This is a genomic window from Ramlibacter tataouinensis (assembly GCF_027941915.1).
GTDB classification, from domain to species: Bacteria; Pseudomonadota; Gammaproteobacteria; order Burkholderiales; family Burkholderiaceae_C; genus Ramlibacter; species Ramlibacter tataouinensis_C.
Genome location: NZ_CP116009.1, coordinates 4118225 through 4135303 on the forward strand (window position 1 = coordinate 4118225; position 17079 = coordinate 4135303).

The window sequence follows — 17079 nt, forward strand, 5'->3', positions numbered from 1 at the left end:
AGAAGGAGCGTCGGCCACGCCTGCCGTCACGCAATGGCGTGCCGGCAGCAAGCCCTCTTCCCCATGGCCCAGCCATCGAACGCGAGCGGGCCGGCAGGGCTCACCACCGCACAGGCGCGGGCGCGGCTGTTGCGCCAGGGTCCGAACGAGGTCGAGGCGCCGCGCCGCCGGCTGGCCTGGCTCGCCGAGGTGGGCACCGAGCCGATGTTCCTGCTGCTGCTGGCGGCGGCCGGGCTCTACCTGCTCATCGGCGAGCCGGCCGACGGCCTGCTGCTCGCCTTCTTCGCCTGCATGACCGTCGGGCTGGTGCTCTGGCAGCGCCGGCGCAGCGACCGGGCCCTGGCCAGCCTGCGCTCGCTCGCCGCACCGCTGGCCCGCGTGCTGCGCGACGGGCAGGTCAGCCGGGTGCCGGCAGTGGAACTGGTGCCGGGCGACTGGATCCTGCTGGCCGAAGGCGACCGCATACCGGCCGACGCCGAACTGGTCGACTCCGTCGGGCTGGCGGTGGACGAGTCGCTGCTCACCGGGGAGGCGCTGCCGGTGGGCAAGCGTGCGGCGCGCGAGCCGGCCGCGGAGCCTGGAGTCCCCGGCGGCGACGACACGCCGTTCGTCTTTGCCGGCACCCTGGCGGTCGCCGGCCACGGCACGGCCCGCGTGCTGGCGACCGGCCGCGCGACGCAGATCGGCCGCATCGGGCGCTCGCTGGCCGGCATCGATCGGGCCGCGACGCCGCTGCAGCGGCATCTGCGCCGGGTGGTGCGGGTCCTCGCGCTCGCGGCGCTCGCGGCCAGCGCGTCGATCGCGCTCTGGTCCGGCTTGCGCGGTGGCGGCTGGCTGCAGGGCGCGCTGCAGGCGATCACGGTCGCGATGGCGCTGCTGCCGGACGAACTGCCCATGATCCTGACCGTCTTCCTGGCCCTGGGCGCCTGGCGGCTGGCGCGGCAGCAGGTACTGGCGCGCAGCCTCGGCATGGTGGAGGCGCTGGGCGCCATTCGCGTGCTGTGCGTCGACAAGACGGGCACGCTCACGGAGAACCGGATGCGCCTGCGGCGGCTCGTCACGCCCACGGCCGACGTGGACGTGCTGCGCGAGGGGCCGCTGCCGGAGGAGGTCCATGAGCTTCTCGAGTACGCCATGCTGGCTTCGCGGCGCGCGGCGGTCGACCCGATTGATGCGGCCATCCTGGCCCGCGGCGATGCCGCGCCTGCGTTCGGCGACCACCTGCATCCCGACTGGCGCCTGCTGCAGGAATATCCCGTCACCCCGGAATTGCTGGCCATGTCGCAGGCCTGGGTCGGCGCCGGCGGCCACCCCGAAGTGGCCGCCAAGGGCGCGCCCGAAGCCGTGGCGGACCTGTGCCACCTCGACGCACCGGCGGCGGCCGCGCTGCTGGACCGTGCCGCCGCCCTCGCCGGCGCAGGGCTGCGGGTCCTCGCCGTCGCCCGCGGAAGCGCCGGCGCCGGCACGCCGGCCCCCTGCCAGCACGACTACGCGTTCACGCCGCTCGGGCTGGTGGCGTTCGAGGACCCGCTGCGGGCCGGCGCCGCAGTGGCCGTCGCGCAGGCCCGCGCCGCCGGCGTCGCCGTGGCGATGATCACCGGCGACCATGCGGCCACGGCACTGGCCATCGCCCGCCAGGCCGGCATCGAGACCGCGGCCGGGGTGCTCACCGGCGAGCAGATCGACGCGCTGGACGAGACCCAGCTGGGCCAGGCGGTCGCTCGCGTGCGGGTGTTCGCGCGGGTGCTGCCGCAGCACAAGCTCAGGCTGGTGCGGGCCTTCCAGGCCGGCGCGAACTGCGTCGCCATGACCGGCGACGGCGTGAACGACGCGCCGGCCCTGAAGGCCGCCGACGTCGGCATCGCGATGGGACGGCGCGGCGCCGACGTCGCGCGCGAAGCGGCCGGGCTGGTGCTGATGGAGGAGGACATGGGTGCGATCGTGCGCGGCATCGGCCTGGGCCGCCGCATCTTCGACAACATGCGCCGGGCGTCCATCTACGTGACCGCGATCCACGTGCCGATCGCCGGCCTGGCGCTGCTGCCGGTGCTGCTGGGCCTGCCGGCCGTGCTGCTGCCGGCCCACGTGGTGCTGGCGCACCTGGTCATCGAGCCGGCCTGCTCGTTCGCGTTCGAAGGCGCGCCGCCGGCGACCGACACCCTGACCCGGCCGCCGCGCGACGGGAGCGAGATGCTGCTGGGCTGGGCCGCGATCGGGCAGGGCGCCGTCCAGGGCGCATGGCTGCTGCTGGGGGTCGCGCTCGCGTGGCTGCTCGGCTGGCGCCTCGAAGCCGGCGCCGACCAGGCCCGCTCGGTCGTCGTCATCGCCCTGACCGCGGGCAACCTGATGCTGGTCTGGGTCGCGGCCGGCCAGCCCGGGGCGCTCTCCAGTCGGCCGTCCGGGGCGGTGCTGGCGGTGGCGGCGCTGGTGGTTGCCGTGCTCGCGCTCGCGCTGTCGCTGCCGCCGCTCGGCCGGCTGCTGCACGTGACCATGCCCAGTGTCCCCGGCGTGCTGATCGCGTTGGTGGCGGCCGGGCTGGGCGTCGCCGCGGGCGCGACATTCGGCCGGCGCGGTCGACGGCCGGCGCGCCCCGCCAGGCCTGCGCCGGGGCAAACGCTGGACCGCCCGGATTCCGGCAGCTCCCCCTGAAGCCCAAGGGCACGTCGCGCCAGCAGGGCTCCTGCGCTCAGCGCTGCTGCGCGACGCCTTGCGTCACCGGAAAACGGTAGATCGTGTCGTTCAGGTGCCGGGCCACGGCGTCGATGTCCTCCTCGCTCCAGCCCAGGCGCGCCTCGCCCTGCCAGTGACGGACCTGCTCGCGCAGGGAGTTCCAGTCGCGGGCGAGCCGTTTTGCCCGCCAGTGCATCTGCTCGGAATGGCAGGCGCCGCAGTGGTTCTCGTAGAGCAGCGCGCCGCGCGTGGCCGGCAGCGCCTGGGCGTGCGCGGCGCTGCCGGGAAACGCCGGCAGCGCCGCGAGCAGCAAGGCCAGCGCGCGCCGGGTCAACACCTGGCGGGCAACCCGCCGCCGCGCGCTGGCGGCGATGCCGATCGGCCTCCAGCGCGGCTCGGAGTCGGGCAACGGCAGCTTGTTCATCGGGGACCTCTCGGTTGTCGGTTGGCCATGGGGGCCGGTGCAAAACCAATTTAGGGAGGGCCGCTGCGCGCGCACTTGATCCGCCGCAAGTGGGGTTCAGGGCACCAGCACGGCGGCGCCGTCCAGGCGGCCTTCGCGCAGGGCCTGCAGGGCCGAGTTGGCGTCCGGCAACGCGAACGGCTGGGCGTGCGCCTGCAGTTCCAACTCGGCGGCCAGCCGCATGAATTCCTCGCCGTCGGCCCGGGTGAGGTTGGCGACCGAACGCAGCACGCGTTCGCCCCACAGCAGCGCGTAGGGGAAGGACGGGATGTCGCTCATGTGGATGCCGGCGCAGACCACGGTGCCGCCCTTGCGCACGGCGCGCAGCGCGCGGGGGACCAGGTCGCCGGCCGGCGCGAACAGCAGGGCGGCATCGAGCGGTTCGGGCGGCAACTCGTCCGAGCCGCCGGCCCAGCAGGCGCCCAGCGAGCGGGCGAAGGCCTGGGTGCGGTCGTCATCGGCCCGCGTGAAGGCGTACACCCGCTGGCCCCTGGCGACGGCGAGCTGGCACAGGAGGTGGGCGGCCGCGCCGAAGCCGTACAGCCCGAGTCGACGGACCCCGCTTCCGGCCATGCGCCAGGCCCGGTGGCCGATCAGGCCGGCACACAGCAGCGGCGCCGCGCGCAGGTCGTCGTAGCGCTCGGGCAGGGCCAGGCAGAAGCGCTCGTCGGCCGCTGCGTAGTCGGCGAAGCCGCCGTCGCGGTCCCAGCCGGTGAACACCGGGCGATCGCACAGGTTCTCGCGTGCCTCGCCGCAGAAGGCGCAGGCGCCGCAGCTGCCGCCGAGCCAGGGCACGCCGACGCGCTGGCCGGGTTCGAAACGCTGCGCCGCGCTGCCCCGTGCGATCACCCGGCCGACGATTTCGTGGCCGGGTACAACCCCGGTGCCGTGCGGCGGCAGGTCGCCATCGACCAGGTGCAGGTCGGTGCGGCAGACGCCGCAGGCCAGCACCTGCAGCAGCACGTCGTGCGGGCCCGGCTGCGGCACGGCACGCTCGACCGCGACCAGGCGGCGGCCGGCGGGGTCGGCCGCCATGGCGCGCATGGCGGTGGGCAGCATGGCCCCATGCTAGGCGCGGTGCGCCTTTCCCCGCAAGCCGAGGCGGGGGCTACACGCGGCTTGCAATGACGCGTGCGGCGCCGGCGCAGCCGGGCTGGCGTGCTCCACAATTCGCGGCTGCACCGGGCAGCCCCTTCGCTCTTCCAGGGCTGCCGATCTTTCGCGAGGAGACAACCATGCCCATCCAGTTCCGCCGCTCCTGGAGCGACCCCGACCTCGAGCTGTACCGCGATACCGTGGTGCGCTTCATCGAGGAGCACATGGTCCCCGCTGACGAGGCCGCCCGCAAGCGCGGGCACGTGGGCCATGAGCTGTGGCGCCAGGCCGGCCAGACCGGGCTGCTGTGCACCGACATTCCGCACGAGTGGGGCGGCGCCGGCGGCGACTTCCGCCACGAAGCCGTGTTCCACGAGGAGATGGCGCGCCGAAGCCTGTCGGGCATGAACACCGCGGTGCATTCCATCGTCGCCCATTACCTGCTCAACCACGGCACCGATGACCAGAAGCGCCGCTACCTGCCGCGGCTGGCCAGCGGCGAACTGGTGGGCGCCATCGCCATGACCGAACCGGGCGCCGGCTCCGACCTGCAAGGCGTGCGCACGCGCGCCGAGCGCGACGGCGAGGGCTGGCGCCTGAACGGCTCCAAGACCTTCATCACCAACGGCTTCCTGGCCGGCGTGGTGCTGGTGGTGGCCAAGACCGATCCCAGCCAGGGCGCGCGCGGCACCTCGATCCTGATCGTCGATACGCAGGACTGCGCCGGCTTTCGCGTCGGCCGCGTGCTCGACAAGGTCGGCATGAAGGCGCAGGACACCTCGGAGCTGTTCTTCGACGACGTCCGCCTGGGGCCCGACCAGCTGCTGGGCGGCCGCGAAGGCCAGGGCTTCTTCCAGCTGATGGCCGACCTGCCGTACGAGCGGCTGATCATCGGCGTGTCGGCGCTGGCCGCCATGGAGGGCGCCTACGAAGCGACGCTGGCTTACGTGCGCGAGCGCAAGGCCTTCGGCCAGGCCATCGCGCAATTCCAGAACACGCGCTTCAAGCTGGCCGAGATCGCCACCGAGATCCAGGTCGGCCGCGCCTTCATCGACCGCTGCGTGGAAGACCTGCTGGCGGGCCAGCTGGACACCGCCACGGCGTCGATGGCCAAGCTGTGGGGCTCGGAGGCACAGGGCCGCGTGGTCGATGCCTGCCTGCAGCTGTTCGGCGGCTACGGCTACATGAACGAGTACATGATCGGCCGCATGTACGCCGACGCGCGCATCCAGCGCATCTACGGCGGCACCAGCGAGATCATGAAGGAAGTGATCGCGCGGGCGCTCTAAGGTCGCCGCCGCCGGCTGGCAGAATCGTTCCGAGTTCCATCTTCTTGCATCGATCCAACAGAGGAGAGTCCCCCCATGTCCGAAGCCTTCATCGTCGCCGCCGTCCGCACCGCCGGGGGCCGCCGCGGCGGCCGCCTGTCCGGCTGGCACCCGGTGGACCTGGCCGCCCAGGTGATCGACGCCCTGGTCGCGCGTGCCGACGCCGATCCGGCGCTGGTTGAGGACGTGTTCATGGGCTGCGTCAGCCAGGTCGGCGAGCAGTCCACCAACGTGGCGCGCAACGCCGTGCTGGCCTCGCGCCTGCCCGAGACGGTGCCGGGCACCTCGATCGACCGCCAGTGCGGCTCCTCGCAGCAGGCGGTGCACTTCGCCGCCCAGGCCGTGATGTCGGGCGTGCAGGACATCGTGATCGCCGCCGGCGTCGAGTCCATGACCCGGGTGCCGATGTTCAGCACCACGCAGCTGGCGCAGAAGGCCGGCATGGGCTTCTACCAGAGCCCGGCCATCAACCAGCGCTACGACAACGTGGTGTTCAGCCAGTTCATGGGCGCCGAGATGATCGCGAAGAAGCACGGCCTGTCCAAGGACGAGCTGGACCGGTTCGCGCTGCTGAGCCACCAGCGCGCGGCCGCGGCCAGCCAGGCCGGCGCCTTCCAGGACGAGATCGTGCCGTTGGAGGTGCGCAATGCGCAAGGGCAGGGCACCGGCGAGATGCACACGGTGGACGAGGGCATCCGCTTCGACGCCACGCTCGAGGGCATCCAGTCGGTCAAGCTGCTGCAGGAAGGCGGCGTGATCACCGCGGCCAACGCCAGCCAGATCTGCGACGGCGCCACCGCCGTGCTGGTGGTCAACGAGCGCGGCCTCAAGGCCCTGAACGCCAGGCCGCTGGCACGCATCCACCACATGACCGTGATGGGTGGCGATCCGGTGATCATGCTGGAAGCGCCGCTCCCGGCCACCGAGCGCGCGCTCAAGAAGGCCGGCATGAAGATCGGCGACATCGACCTGTACGAGGTCAACGAGGCCTTCGCCTCGGTGCCGCTGGCCTGGCTGAAGGCGCTCGACGCGGACCCGGATCGCCTGAACGTGCACGGCGGCGCCATCGCGCTGGGGCATCCGCTGGGCGCCTCCGGCACCAAGCTGATGTCCACGCTGGTGCATGCCCTGCACCGCAGCGGCAAGCGCTACGGCCTGCAGACCATGTGCGAAGGCGGCGGCATGGCCAACGTGACCATCGTCGAGCGGCTCTGAGCGGCCGCGCGGGCCCGCCGCAAGCGCGCGGGCCTCAGTCGTTCACCAGCACCAGCTTGCCCTTGACCGCGCGCGAAGCCATGTGCGCGTAGGCGGCCTTGAGTTCCGCCATGGGCATCGTGCGGTCGATCACCGGCTTGACCTTGCCCTGCGCGTACCACTGGGCCAGCTGCTGCAGCATCGCGGCATTGGCCTGCGGTTCGCGCCGCGCGTAGTCGCCCCAGAACACGCCGACGATGGAGGCGCCCTTGAGCAGCGGCAGGTTCAGCGGCAGCGACGGAATCGGTCCCGAGGCGAAGCCCACCACCAGGTAGCGGCCGCGCCAGCCGATCGAGCGGAAGGCGGGTTCGGCGAAGTCGCCGCCCACCGGGTCGTACACCACGTCCGGGCCCTTGCCGCCGGTCGCTTCCTTGATCGCATCGCGCAGGTTGCCCTGGCTGTAGTTGATCGCGGCATCGGCGCCGATCGAGCGGCACAGCTCGCACTTCTCGTCGGTGGACGCCGCGGCGATCACGCGCGCGCCGGCGGCCTTGGCGATCTGGATCGCCGCCGTGCCCACGCCGCCGGCGGCGCCGAGCACCAGCACGGTCTCGCCGGCCTTCAGTTGCGCGCGGTCCAGCAGCGCATGGTGCGAGGTCGCGTAGGTCATGATGAACGCGGCCGCGTCCACCGCCGGGAAGCCGGCCGGCAGCGGCAGGCACAGCGCCGCCGGTGCCAGCGTGTGGCTGGCGAATCCGCCCGTGCCCGACAGGCAGGCGACCGGCTGGCCCACCTGGAAATCGGTCACGCCATCGCCCACCGCTTCCACGACGCCGGCGTACTCGGAGCCGGGAACGAAGGGCGGCGGCGGCTTGTGCTGGTACTTGCCCTGGACGATCAGCAGGTCGGGGTAGTTCAGGCTGGCGGCCTGGATGCGCAGCAGCAGCTGGCCCGCGCCGGGCTGCGGGGTCGGCAGCTCCTTCCATTGCAGCGCATCGACACCGACCGGGTCCTCGCAAAGCCAGGCTTGCATGGCGTTCTCCTTCGAAAGCGCGCAATGATAGGCAGCCGCGCGGTCGCCGATGTCCCAGCGGCGACCCCAGCCCTACAATGGTTGCAGCCGCAGTACCGCATGAAGATCCTCCTGTCCAACGACGACGGCTACCAGGCGCCCGGCCTGGTTGCCCTGCACGCCGCGATCCGCGACCTGGCCGAGGTCGAGGTGGTCGCCCCCGAGCACAACAACAGCGCCAAGTCCAACGCCCTGACGCTGCACGCGCCGCTGTACGTGCAGGAGGCCGCCAACGGCTTTCGCTACGTGAACGGCACGCCGGCCGACTGCGTGCACATCGCGCTGACCGGCATGCTCGGCTACCGGCCCGACCTGGTGGTCAGCGGCATCAACAACGGCGCCAACATGGGCGACGACACGATCTACTCCGGCACCGTGGGCGCCGCCATGGAGGGCTACCTGTTCGGCATCCCGGCGATCGCCTTCTCGCAGGTGGAAAAGGGCTGGGGCCACCTCGATGCCGCCGCGCAGAAGGCGCGCGAGCTGGTGCAGCGCGTGCTGGCCGAGGGCCTGGACGCGCCGCGCCCGTTCCTGCTCAACGTGAACATCCCCAACCGCGCCGCCGCCGAGCTGGGGCCGTTCGAGGTCTGCCGGCTGGGGCGCCGCCATGCGGCCGAGAAGGTGATCTCGCAGCCCAGCCCGCATGGCCTGACCATGTACTGGATCGGTGGCGCCGGCCTGCCCAGGGACAGCGCCGAGGGCACCGACTTCCATGCCACCGCGAACGGGCGCATCTCGGTGACGCCGCTGCAGGTCGACCTGACCGAGCATGCCGCGCTGCGCGACTGGTCGGACCGCGTCGGCCGCTTCGCGGGTCCGGGATGAACCGCCGTCCGGGCTTTCCCGCGCGGCTGGACGGCTTGGCGCAACAGGGCCCCGCGCCCGCGCCGCGGACCCCTCCCGCGGCCCGGGTGGCGGCGCCGGTGGCGCAGCGGCCTGCGGGCGTGGGCCTCGACTCGCAGGCGATCCGCGCGCGCATGGTCACGCGGCTCGCTGCCGCCGGCATCGCCGATGCGCGCGTGCTGGCCGCCATGGGCCGGATCGAACGGCACCGGTTCGTCGACAGCGCGCTGGGCAACCAGGCGTACGAGGACACCAGCCTGCCGATCGGCCTGGGCCAGACGATCTCCAAGCCAAGCGTGGTGGCGCGCATGGTGGAGTTGCTGCTGGGCGCGCTGCCGGCCGGCGGCCGCCTGGGGCGGGTGCTGGAGATCGGCACCGGCTGCGGCTACCAGGCCGCGGTGCTGGGCGAGGTGGCCAGCGAGGTCTACAGCATCGAGCGCCTGCGCGGCCTGCATGAGAAGGCGCGCGAGAACCTGCGGCCGTTCCGCCTGCCCAACGTGCACCTGCTGTTCGGCGACGGCATGCAGGGTTTTGCCAAGGGCGCGCCGTACGCGGGCATCATCGCCGCCGCCGGCGGCGATGCCGTGCCGCAAGCCTGGATCGACCAGCTGGCGGTGGGCGGGCGCATCATCGCGCCCACCGTCATGCCCGACCGCCGCCAGGCCCTGGTGGTGCTGGAGAGGACGCCGCGCGAAGTGCGCCGCAGCGTCCTTGAGGGCGTCCACTTTGTCCCCCTAAAATCCGGCATCGCTTGAAGGAACAACACAAGATGAAGGGCATGTCCGCGCGCGCCACCCGGGCCGCCGTGCTGGTGGTGGCGGCTCTCGTGCTGGCCGGCTGCGGTTCGCGCACGCGCGCACCGGCACCGGTGGAGGATCGCAGCGCAGGCGTGCGCACGGCGCCGGCGACGGCCGGGGTGACCGTCACCCCGATCGAGCCTGCCAAGACCCTGCCCGGCGCCGAGAACGCCGGCAAGCCCGGGTACTACACGGTCCGCCAGGGCGACACGCTGATCCGCATCGGCCTGGAGAGCGGGCAGAACTGGCGCGACATCGTGCGCTGGAACAACCTCGACAACCCCAACGTCATCGAAGTGGGCCAGGTGCTGCGCGTCGCGCCGCCCGAGACGGCCGTTGCCCGCCCGGTGCCGCCCCCTGCCGTGCTGCCGGCGCCCGGCGCCTCGCAACCCGCGCAGGGTGGCTCGCCAGCTGCCACGGCGCCGCGCGGCACCGTCACCACCGCCGCACCCGGGCCGGCCGCGCAGCCGCCGGTGCCGGCCGAGGAAGAAGTCGCCTGGGGCTGGCCGGCGCCGGGCAACAGCACGGTGATCGCCACCTTCGACGAAGTGCGCAACAAGGGCCTGGACATCGGCGGCCGCGCCGGCGATCCGGTGCTGGCGGCGGCCGATGGCCGGGTGGTGTATGCCGGTGCCGGCCTGCGCGGCTACGGCAACCTGATCATCCTCAAGCACAACAACACCTACCTGACCGCCTACGCCCACAACCAGGCGCTGCTGGTCAAGGAAGACCAGAACGTGCGCAAGGGCCAGAAGATCGCCGAGATGGGCTCGAGCGACACCGACCGGGTGAAGCTGCACTTCGAGATCCGCCGGCAAGGCAAGCCGATCGATCCCGCGAACCTGCTGCCGCCGAGGTAAGCCATGCGCCGGCGCGACGGAAAGGGCGAAGTCCCCGATCCGGGCGCGAAGCAGCGCAGTGCGCCCTCCCGGCAGGCGCCCGCCGCCGACGATCCTGCGCCGGGGCTGGACTTGCGCCCCGATCTGGCCGGCGAGTCCAGCGACACGCTGACGCTCTACCTGCGCGACGTGCGCCGCACCGAGCTGTTCACCGCGCAGCAGGAGTACGACACGGCGGTGCGCGCGCAAGCCGGCGACTTCCACGCGCGCCAGTCCATGATCGAGCACAACCTGCGGCTGGTGGTCAGCATCGCCAAGGGCTACCTGGGGCGCGGCGTGCCGCTGTCGGACCTGATCGAGGAAGGCAACCTGGGCCTGATGCATGCCATCGGCAAGTTCGAGCCGCAGCGGGGTTTCCGTTTCTCCACCTACGCGACCTGGTGGATCCGGCAGTCGGTCGAGCGCGCCGTCATGAACCAGGGCCGCACGATCCGCTTGCCGGTGCACGTGGTGCGCGAGTTGCAGCAGGTGCTGCGGGCGCGCCGGATGCTGGAGAGCGATCCGGCATTCCAGGCGGCGCGCCGCGGCGACGGCGTGCGGGTGGAGGACGTCGCCGCGCTGGTGGGCCGCGAGGTGCAGGAGGTGGCCCACCTGCTGGCGATGGCGGAGGCGCCGCGCTCGCTCGATGCGGCGCTGGACCGCTCGGACGAGGACCACACGCTGGCCGATTCGCTGGCCGACGATGCCGCGGTCGATCCCACCGGTGCCGCGCAGGAGCGCGAGGTCGAGCGGCTGCTCGCGACCTGGATCGAGACGCTGTCGCAGCGCGAGCAGGAAGTGCTGGAGGGCCGCTTCGGCCTGAAGGACCGCGACCCCGAGACGCTGGAGGTGCTGAGCGACCGCCTGGGCCTCACGCGCGAGCGCGTGCGCCAGATCCAGAACGAGGCCCTGCTCAAGCTCAGGCGCCAGCTCAACCGCGATGGCATCGACCGCTCGGCGCTGTTCTGAGCACCGGCGGATGAACCCTCCCCCATCGAGGGAGGGCAGGATGGGGGTTCCTGAGGATGAGGGCACTGATACAGTGCCCTCATGAGTTGGCCTGTTCTTGTCTTCGATGTCGAATCCATTCCCGATGTGGCGGGGCTGCGCCTGCTGCGCGACGCCCCCGCCGAGCACACCGACGCCCAGGTCTGGGACGCCTGGTGCCAGGAGCGCAAGGACAAGGGCCAGAGCGACTTCGCGCCGCTGCACCTGCAGCGCGTGCTGGTGATCAGTTGCGTGTTCCGCAGCGGCGAGGGGCTGCGCGTGCATTCCTTCGTCGATCGCGACGGCGCCAGCGAAGGCCGCGTGATCCAGAACTTCTTCAGCAGCATCGACAAGCACGTGCCGCAATTGGTGAGCTGGAACGGCGGCGGCTTCGACCTGCCGGTGCTGCACTGGCGCGGCCTGCAGCACGGGGTGGTCGCCGACAAGTACTGGGACCTGGGCGAGGACGACCGCGAGTTCAAGTGGAACAACTACATCAGCCGCTACCACCTGCGCCACATGGACCTGATGGACCTGCTGGCGATGTACCAGCCGCGCGCCAATGCGCCGATGGACGCCATGGCCAAGCTGTGCGGCTTTCCCGGCAAGCTGGGCATGGACGGCAGCCAGGTCTATCAGGCGTACCTTGACGGCAAGCTGGAGGAGATCCGCCGCTACTGCGAGACCGACGTGATGAACACCTACCTGCTGTACTGCCGCTACCAGAAGATGCGCGGCGGCCTCAGCGAGGCCGAGTACGGGCAGGAGATCGCGCTGGTCAAGGACAGCCTCGGGACGCTCGCGGACACCGAACCGCACTGGCGCGAGTACCTGCAGGCCTGGGCCTGAGCGCCGGCCGCCGCCCGGCGGCCTGAGACAATCGGGGGATGACAGCAGACAACGACGGCGCTTCCGCTGCCTTGCCGGAAGGCTGGCTGGCGGTGGATGCGCTGGATCTCGAGGCGCGCGGCGTGGCCCACCGCGCCGACGGCAAGGTGGTGTTCATCGAGGGCGCACTGCCTTTCGAGCAGGTCAGCGCCGCCATCGGCCGCCGCAAGAACAACTGGGAGCAGGGCCAGCTCACCGCCATCCATCGTGAATCGTCGCAGCGGGTGCGGCCGCGCTGCCCCCATTTCGGCCTGCACGAGGGCGCCTGCGGCGGCTGCAAGATGCAGCACCTGCACCCGGGCGCGCAGGTGGCCATCAAGCAGCGCGTGCTGGAAGACGACCTCTTGCACCTGGCCAAGGTCCGGCCCGAACGGGTGCTGCGGCCGATCGAGGGCCCGGCCTGGAACTACCGCTGGCGGGCGCGCTTCTCGGTGCGACACGTGCGCAAGAAGGGCACGGTGCTGGTGGGGTTCCACGAGCGCAAGAGCCGCTACGTGGCCGACATCCGCGAGTGCCATGTGGTGCCGGTCCATGTGAGCGACCTGCTGCTGCCGCTGCGCGCATTGATCGGGTCCATGGAGGCGATCGAGACCTGCCCGCAGATCGAGCTGGCCTGCGGCGACGACGTCACCGCCCTGGTGCTGCGGCACCTGGAGCCGCTCAGCGAAGGCGACCTGGCCAAGCTGCGGGCGTTCGCGCAAGCGCACCCCGGCGTCCAATGGTGGCTGCAGCCGAAGGGCCCGGACAGCGTCCGCCTGCTCGATGAGGGCGGCCCGCCGCTTTCCTACACGCTGCCGGAGTTCGGCATCGCCATGCCGTTCCGGCCGACGGACTTCACCCAGGTCAACCCGCACATCAATCGGGTGCTGGTGTCCACCGCCCTGGGGCTGCTGGACGTGCAACCGCAGGAGCGGGTGATCGACTGGTTCTGCGGGCTGGGCAACTTCACGCTGCCGCTGGCCACCCGCGCACGCGAGGTGCTGGGCCTCGAGGGCAGCGAGGCGCTGGTGGCGCGCTCGCGCGAGAACCTGGCGCTCAACGCCGCCCGGCGGCCGCTGGCGCCCACGCAGTTCGCGGCCCGCAACCTGTTCGAGATGATGCCGCAGCAACTGGTGGCCGACGGCGTCGCCCACAAGTGGCTGGTGGACCCGCCGCGCGAGGGCGCCTTCGCGCTGGCCAAGGCGCTGGCCGACCTGCACCAGCAGCCGGAACTCGCCGCAGGCTGGACGGCGCCGCGGCGCATCGTCTATGTCAGCTGCAACCCGGCCACGCTGGCGCGCGATGCCGGCCTGCTGGTGCACCAGGCCGGCTATCGCTGCAGCGCCGCCGGGGTGGTCAACATGTTCCCGCACACCGCGCACGTCGAGAGCATGGCGGTGTTCGACCGCTAGCAGCGGGGGAGGGCGGTTCCTTCCGCACCTGCAAGGCAAAGGCGGGCGAACAGAGGCCGCCCGGCAAAACGAAAGGGGCCCGCGGGGGCCCTTTCCGTCTTTGCGTCGAGTCCGTCTAGTCGGAGCTGCCGCCCAGCCCGAACAGCACCAGCAGGCTCTGGAAGACGTTGTAGATGCTCAGGTACACGCCCAAAGTGGCGGTGATGTAGTTGGTCTCCTCGCCGTCGCGCACGCGCTTGAGGTCGTACAGGATGAAGAACGAGAAGATGCCGATCACCAGCACCGACAGGGTGATCATCAGCGCGCCGCTTTGCAGGAACACGTTGGCGATGCCGGCCACCAGCACCAGGATGGCCCCGATGAACATGAACTTGGCCATGCTCGACAGGTCGCGCTTGACGATGGTGGACATCGTCGCCATGCCCAGGAAGATGGCGCCCGTGCCGGCGAACGCGGTCATCACCAGGCTGGCGCCGTTGCTGAAGCCCAGCACGATGCCCAGCAGGCGCGAGAGCATCACGCCCATGAAGAAGGTGAAGCCCAGCAGGATCGGCACGCCGGCCGCCGAGTTCTTGAACTTCTCGATGGCGAACATGAAGCCGAAGGCGCCGCCCAGGAACACGATCAGGCCGAGGCCGGGCGACAGCGCACGGGCGATGCCGGTTTGCAGGCCCAGCCAGGCACCCAGCACGGTCGGCACCATCGACAGGGCCAGCAGCCAGTAGGTGTTGCGCAGCACACGGTTGCGCTCCTGCGCCGGCGACAGGGCATAGCCGTAGCCGGCTGCGGAAGTGACTTGCTCGTTCATCCGGTAACTCCTTTGACTGGACGGTTATTGGATGCGGGGATTCTAGGTGGGTTCCCCGGCCGGCCCGAAAAAGAAAGACCACCGGGGGCCAGCCGGTATCCTCGGCCTTTTTCCAACGCGACAACCATGAAGACCAGACTCACCCTCGAACTCGCCGACCTGAAGGCCATTGCCGCCGCCGCCGAAGCCGAAGCGCTCAAGCACCAGTGGGCCGTCACCATCGCCATCGTCGACGACGGCGGCCACCTGCTGTGGCTGCAGCGGCTCGATGGCGCCCCGCCGGTGTCGGCCCACATCGCGCCCGCCAAGGCGCACACGGCGGCGCTCGGCCGGCGCGAGAGCCGCGTGTACGAGGAAATCATCAACGGCGGGCGCTACTCGTTCCTGAGCGCGCCCGACCTGCGCGGCATGCTGGAGGGCGGCGTGCCGATCCTGAAGGACGGCCAGTGCCTGGGCGCCGTGGGCGTCAGCGGCGTGAAGTCCAGCGAGGACGCGCAGATCGCCCGTGCCGGCATCGCCGCCATCGGGCTCTGACCGGCGCGTCGCCGCGCCTTCTTACTTGGTGAGGATCAGCTTGCCCAGCCGGGTGGCCTGCAGGCGGTAGACCTCGCCCTGGTGGCGGATCTCGACCCAGCGGTTGCCGGCCAGCAGCGCGTCGCTGTCCAGCGGCTTGCGGGCCGCCGGGGGCGGCGCCGGTGCCTGGCTGCACCGGGGCTCGCCAGGGGGCGCGGGGGCGGCCGGCCCGGCGTTCATGGCTGGCGCGGCTCCATGATGAATCCGATCTTGCGCAGCCCAGCCTGCTGGGCGGCCGCCATCGCCTGCGCCACCTTTTCGTAGCGCACCGCCTTGTCGCCGCGGATGTGCAGGTCGGGTTGCGGATCCCTGGCGGCCTCGGCGCGCAGCAGGGCGGGCAGTTCGCCTTCGCCGATGCGGCGTTCGTTCCAGAAGTACTGGCCGTCGGCATCGACCGACAGGCGCACCGTCTGCGGCTTGATGTCCTGCGGCTGGCTGCTGGCCCGCGGCAGGTCGATGTTGACCGAGTGCTTCATCACCGGCACGGTGATGATGAAGATGATCAGCAGCACCAGCATGACGTCCACCATGGGCGTCACGTTGATCTCGTTCATCACCTCGTCGGTGTCGTCCTGGGTGCCGAAGGCCATGCTCAGCTTCCCTTCTTCATGGAGACCACGTTGGCCGGCGCGCTGCCGGCGCTCACGCGCGTGCCGGTGAGGAAGTAGGCGTGCAGGTCGTGGGCGAAGCGGTTGAGCTTCATCAACACCGACTTGTTGCCGCGCACCAGGGCGTTGTAGCCGAGCACCGCCGGAATCGCGACCGCCAGGCCCATCGCCGTCATCACCAGCGCCTCGCCGATCGGTCCCGCCACCTGGTCGATCGTGGCCTGGCCGGCCGTGCTCATGGTCAGCAGCGCGTGGTAGATGCCCCAGACGGTGCCGAACAGGCCGATGAAGGGCGCCGTGGAACCGACCGAGGCCAGCACCGCCAGCCCCGATTGCAGGCGCGCGGTGGATTCGTCGATCGAGTTGCGCAGGCTGCGCGTGAGCCATTCGCTGGCGCCCAGCGTATCGTGCAGCTGCGGCTGCGCATGGTGGTGGGCGGTGGACTCGCGCCCCTCGGTGGCCAGCGCGCGGAACGGGTTGGCCGGGTCCGCCCCCAGTTTGGCCAGGCCGTCGGCGAAATCGGCGCTGTGCCAGAAGCTTTCGGTGCGGCGGGCCTGGGCGGCGTAGCGGCGCAGGTCCAATGCCTTGACCACGATCACCCACCAGGAGGCCAGCGACATGGCCAGCAGCATCAGGGCCGTGCCGCGCATCACGAGGTCGCCCTGGGCCCACAGGTGCAACAAGCCGAATTCGTTGTTCATCGCGTTCTCTCCGCGTATCTCACTGGAAAATCGTAGGTCCACTCGACCGGCACGCCGTTGCGCGTGGCCGGCCGGAACTTGAGCTTGCGCGCGCCCTCGAGCGCGGCCTTGTCCAGGCGGTCGTAGCCGCTGGAGCGAGCCAGCTCCACCCGCGTGGCGAAGCCGTTGACGCCCACGGTCACGCGCAGCAGCACGGTGCCGTACTCGCCCAGCCGGCGCGAAATCGCCGGTGGGCGGAAGGCCTCCTCGTTGGCGGCGTAGTCCGCGTCCACCATCGGCAGGCTCACCGGCGCCGGCGCCGGCGGGGCGGGCGGCGCGGGCACCGAGGCGGGCGCGGGCGGCGCCACCGGCGCGGCAATGGGCGGAGCCGGCGGCTGGGGCGCCGTCGTGCCCAGCGGTGCCGTCGGCGAAGGCGCGGTCTCGGGAATGGCGGCCGGCAGCGGTGCGGGCGGCCGCGGCGCGGGGCGGGGCGCCGGAGCCTTGCGGGGAACCGGCGCAGGCGCGGGCCTGGGCGGCGGCGGGACCGGGGGCGGTGGTGCCGGCGGCGGCGCGGCGGGCTCGGCCGGCTGCGCGGGGATGATTTCGCTGACGACCTGCACCGGCACCACGATCTCGGGCGGCTGCTGGCGCAGCAGCCCATGCTGCAGCGCCCACAGCGCCGCTGCGTGCGCCAGCAGCACGCCACCGGCTACGGCGGCGTTGCGGCGGCGGAAGGGCAGGGAAATCGGCGGCATCGACACGGTGCGGGGCGGCGGGGGCTCAGTCGCGCAGGGCCCACCAGGC

At 71.8% G+C, this 17079-nt stretch carries 18 protein-coding genes; 10 read left to right on the forward strand and 8 right to left on the reverse strand.

The annotated features are described in order from the left end of the window. The first annotated feature begins 63 nt into the window (after positions 1 to 63). Positions 64 to 2649, forward strand: coding sequence for a cation-translocating P-type ATPase (locus PE066_RS19770; RefSeq protein WP_271234228.1), 2586 nt, complete (start codon positions 64 to 66; stop codon positions 2647 to 2649). Positions 2650 to 2686: 37 nt separating this feature from the next. Here PE066_RS19770 and PE066_RS19775 read toward each other — a convergent pair whose 3' ends face one another. After that, positions 2687 to 3094, reverse strand: a complete 408-nt coding sequence (locus PE066_RS19775; RefSeq protein ID WP_271234229.1) for a cytochrome c — start codon at positions 3092 to 3094, stop codon at positions 2687 to 2689. Positions 3095 to 3190: 96 nt separating this feature from the next. Continuing rightward, a complete protein-coding gene (locus PE066_RS19780; protein WP_440480611.1) occupies positions 3191 to 4189 on the reverse strand; it encodes a zinc-dependent alcohol dehydrogenase family protein in 999 nt (332 codons plus the stop codon). A gap of 179 nt (positions 4190 to 4368) precedes the next feature. On the opposite strand from PE066_RS19780, the gene PE066_RS19785 reads away from it, so the two are divergent. Further along, positions 4369 to 5517: an acyl-CoA dehydrogenase family protein gene (locus tag PE066_RS19785; RefSeq protein ID WP_271234230.1), complete on the forward strand. Its 1149-nt coding sequence runs from the start codon at positions 4369 to 4371 to the stop codon at positions 5515 to 5517. A 75-nt stretch (positions 5518 to 5592) separates the two neighbouring features. Then, positions 5593 to 6771 (forward strand): acetyl-CoA C-acetyltransferase, encoded by a 1179-nt coding sequence (locus PE066_RS19790; RefSeq protein ID WP_271234231.1) that lies wholly within the window; start codon positions 5593 to 5595, stop codon positions 6769 to 6771. 34 nt (positions 6772 to 6805) lie between these two features. Here PE066_RS19790 and PE066_RS19795 read toward each other — a convergent pair whose 3' ends face one another. After that, a complete protein-coding gene (locus PE066_RS19795) occupies positions 6806 to 7783 on the reverse strand; it encodes an NADPH:quinone oxidoreductase family protein (RefSeq protein WP_271234232.1) in 978 nt (325 codons plus the stop codon). 99 nt (positions 7784 to 7882) lie between these two features. Here PE066_RS19795 and surE point away from each other — a divergent pair, with 99 nt between their 5' ends. From surE to rlmD, 6 genes are all read left to right on the forward strand, one after another. Continuing rightward, positions 7883 to 8647: a 5'/3'-nucleotidase SurE gene (gene surE / locus PE066_RS19800; protein WP_271234233.1), complete on the forward strand. Its 765-nt coding sequence runs from the start codon at positions 7883 to 7885 to the stop codon at positions 8645 to 8647. After that, positions 8644 to 9420: a protein-L-isoaspartate(D-aspartate) O-methyltransferase gene (locus tag PE066_RS19805; protein WP_271234234.1), complete on the forward strand. Its 777-nt coding sequence runs from the start codon at positions 8644 to 8646 to the stop codon at positions 9418 to 9420. Before surE ends, PE066_RS19805 begins: the two co-directional genes overlap by 4 nt. Before the next feature lie 14 nt (positions 9421 to 9434). Further along, on the forward strand, positions 9435 to 10322 hold the full coding sequence (locus tag PE066_RS19810; protein ID WP_271234235.1) for a peptidoglycan DD-metalloendopeptidase family protein: 888 nt from the start codon (positions 9435 to 9437) through the stop codon (positions 10320 to 10322). Positions 10323 to 10325: 3 nt separating this feature from the next. Beyond that, positions 10326 to 11309 (forward strand): RNA polymerase sigma factor RpoS, encoded by a 984-nt coding sequence (rpoS, locus tag PE066_RS19815; protein ID WP_271234236.1) that lies wholly within the window; start codon positions 10326 to 10328, stop codon positions 11307 to 11309. A gap of 81 nt (positions 11310 to 11390) precedes the next feature. Beyond that, a complete protein-coding gene (locus PE066_RS19820) occupies positions 11391 to 12176 on the forward strand; it encodes a 3'-5' exonuclease (protein WP_271234237.1) in 786 nt (261 codons plus the stop codon). A gap of 38 nt (positions 12177 to 12214) precedes the next feature. After that, complete coding sequence (rlmD, locus tag PE066_RS19825; protein WP_271234238.1) at positions 12215 to 13606, forward strand: 23S rRNA (uracil(1939)-C(5))-methyltransferase RlmD; 1392 nt, start codon at positions 12215 to 12217, stop codon at positions 13604 to 13606. A gap of 115 nt (positions 13607 to 13721) precedes the next feature. On the opposite strand, the gene PE066_RS19830 is transcribed toward rlmD, so the two are convergent. Then, positions 13722 to 14414: a Bax inhibitor-1/YccA family protein gene (locus PE066_RS19830; RefSeq protein WP_271234239.1), complete on the reverse strand. Its 693-nt coding sequence runs from the start codon at positions 14412 to 14414 to the stop codon at positions 13722 to 13724. Between the two features lie 126 nt (positions 14415 to 14540). Between PE066_RS19830 and PE066_RS19835 the strand changes: the two genes are divergently transcribed. After that, entirely contained in the window at positions 14541 to 14948 is a 408-nt protein-coding gene (locus PE066_RS19835; RefSeq protein WP_271234240.1) for a GlcG/HbpS family heme-binding protein, read from the forward strand. Positions 14949 to 14969: 21 nt separating this feature from the next. Here the strand turns inward: PE066_RS19835 and hemP are convergent, their stop codons facing one another. The 4 genes from hemP to PE066_RS19855 are packed head-to-tail and all read right to left on the reverse strand — an operon-like array spanning position 14970 to position 17030. Next, the gene (hemP, locus tag PE066_RS21390; RefSeq protein WP_336298442.1) at positions 14970 to 15167 is read right to left on the reverse strand and encodes a hemin uptake protein HemP; all 198 of its coding nucleotides are present in this window, start codon (positions 15165 to 15167) and stop codon (positions 14970 to 14972) included. After that, on the reverse strand, positions 15164 to 15577 hold the full coding sequence (locus PE066_RS19845) for an ExbD/TolR family protein (RefSeq protein ID WP_271234241.1): 414 nt from the start codon (positions 15575 to 15577) through the stop codon (positions 15164 to 15166). The genes hemP and PE066_RS19845 overlap by 4 nt, the downstream gene beginning before the upstream one ends. Before the next feature lie 2 nt (positions 15578 to 15579). Continuing rightward, positions 15580 to 16296, reverse strand: a complete 717-nt coding sequence (locus PE066_RS19850) for a MotA/TolQ/ExbB proton channel family protein (RefSeq protein WP_271234242.1) — start codon at positions 16294 to 16296, stop codon at positions 15580 to 15582. Beyond that, entirely contained in the window at positions 16293 to 17030 is a 738-nt protein-coding gene (locus PE066_RS19855; RefSeq protein ID WP_271234243.1) for an energy transducer TonB, read from the reverse strand. The genes PE066_RS19850 and PE066_RS19855 overlap by 4 nt, the downstream gene beginning before the upstream one ends. Positions 17031 to 17079: the final 49 nt, after the last annotated feature.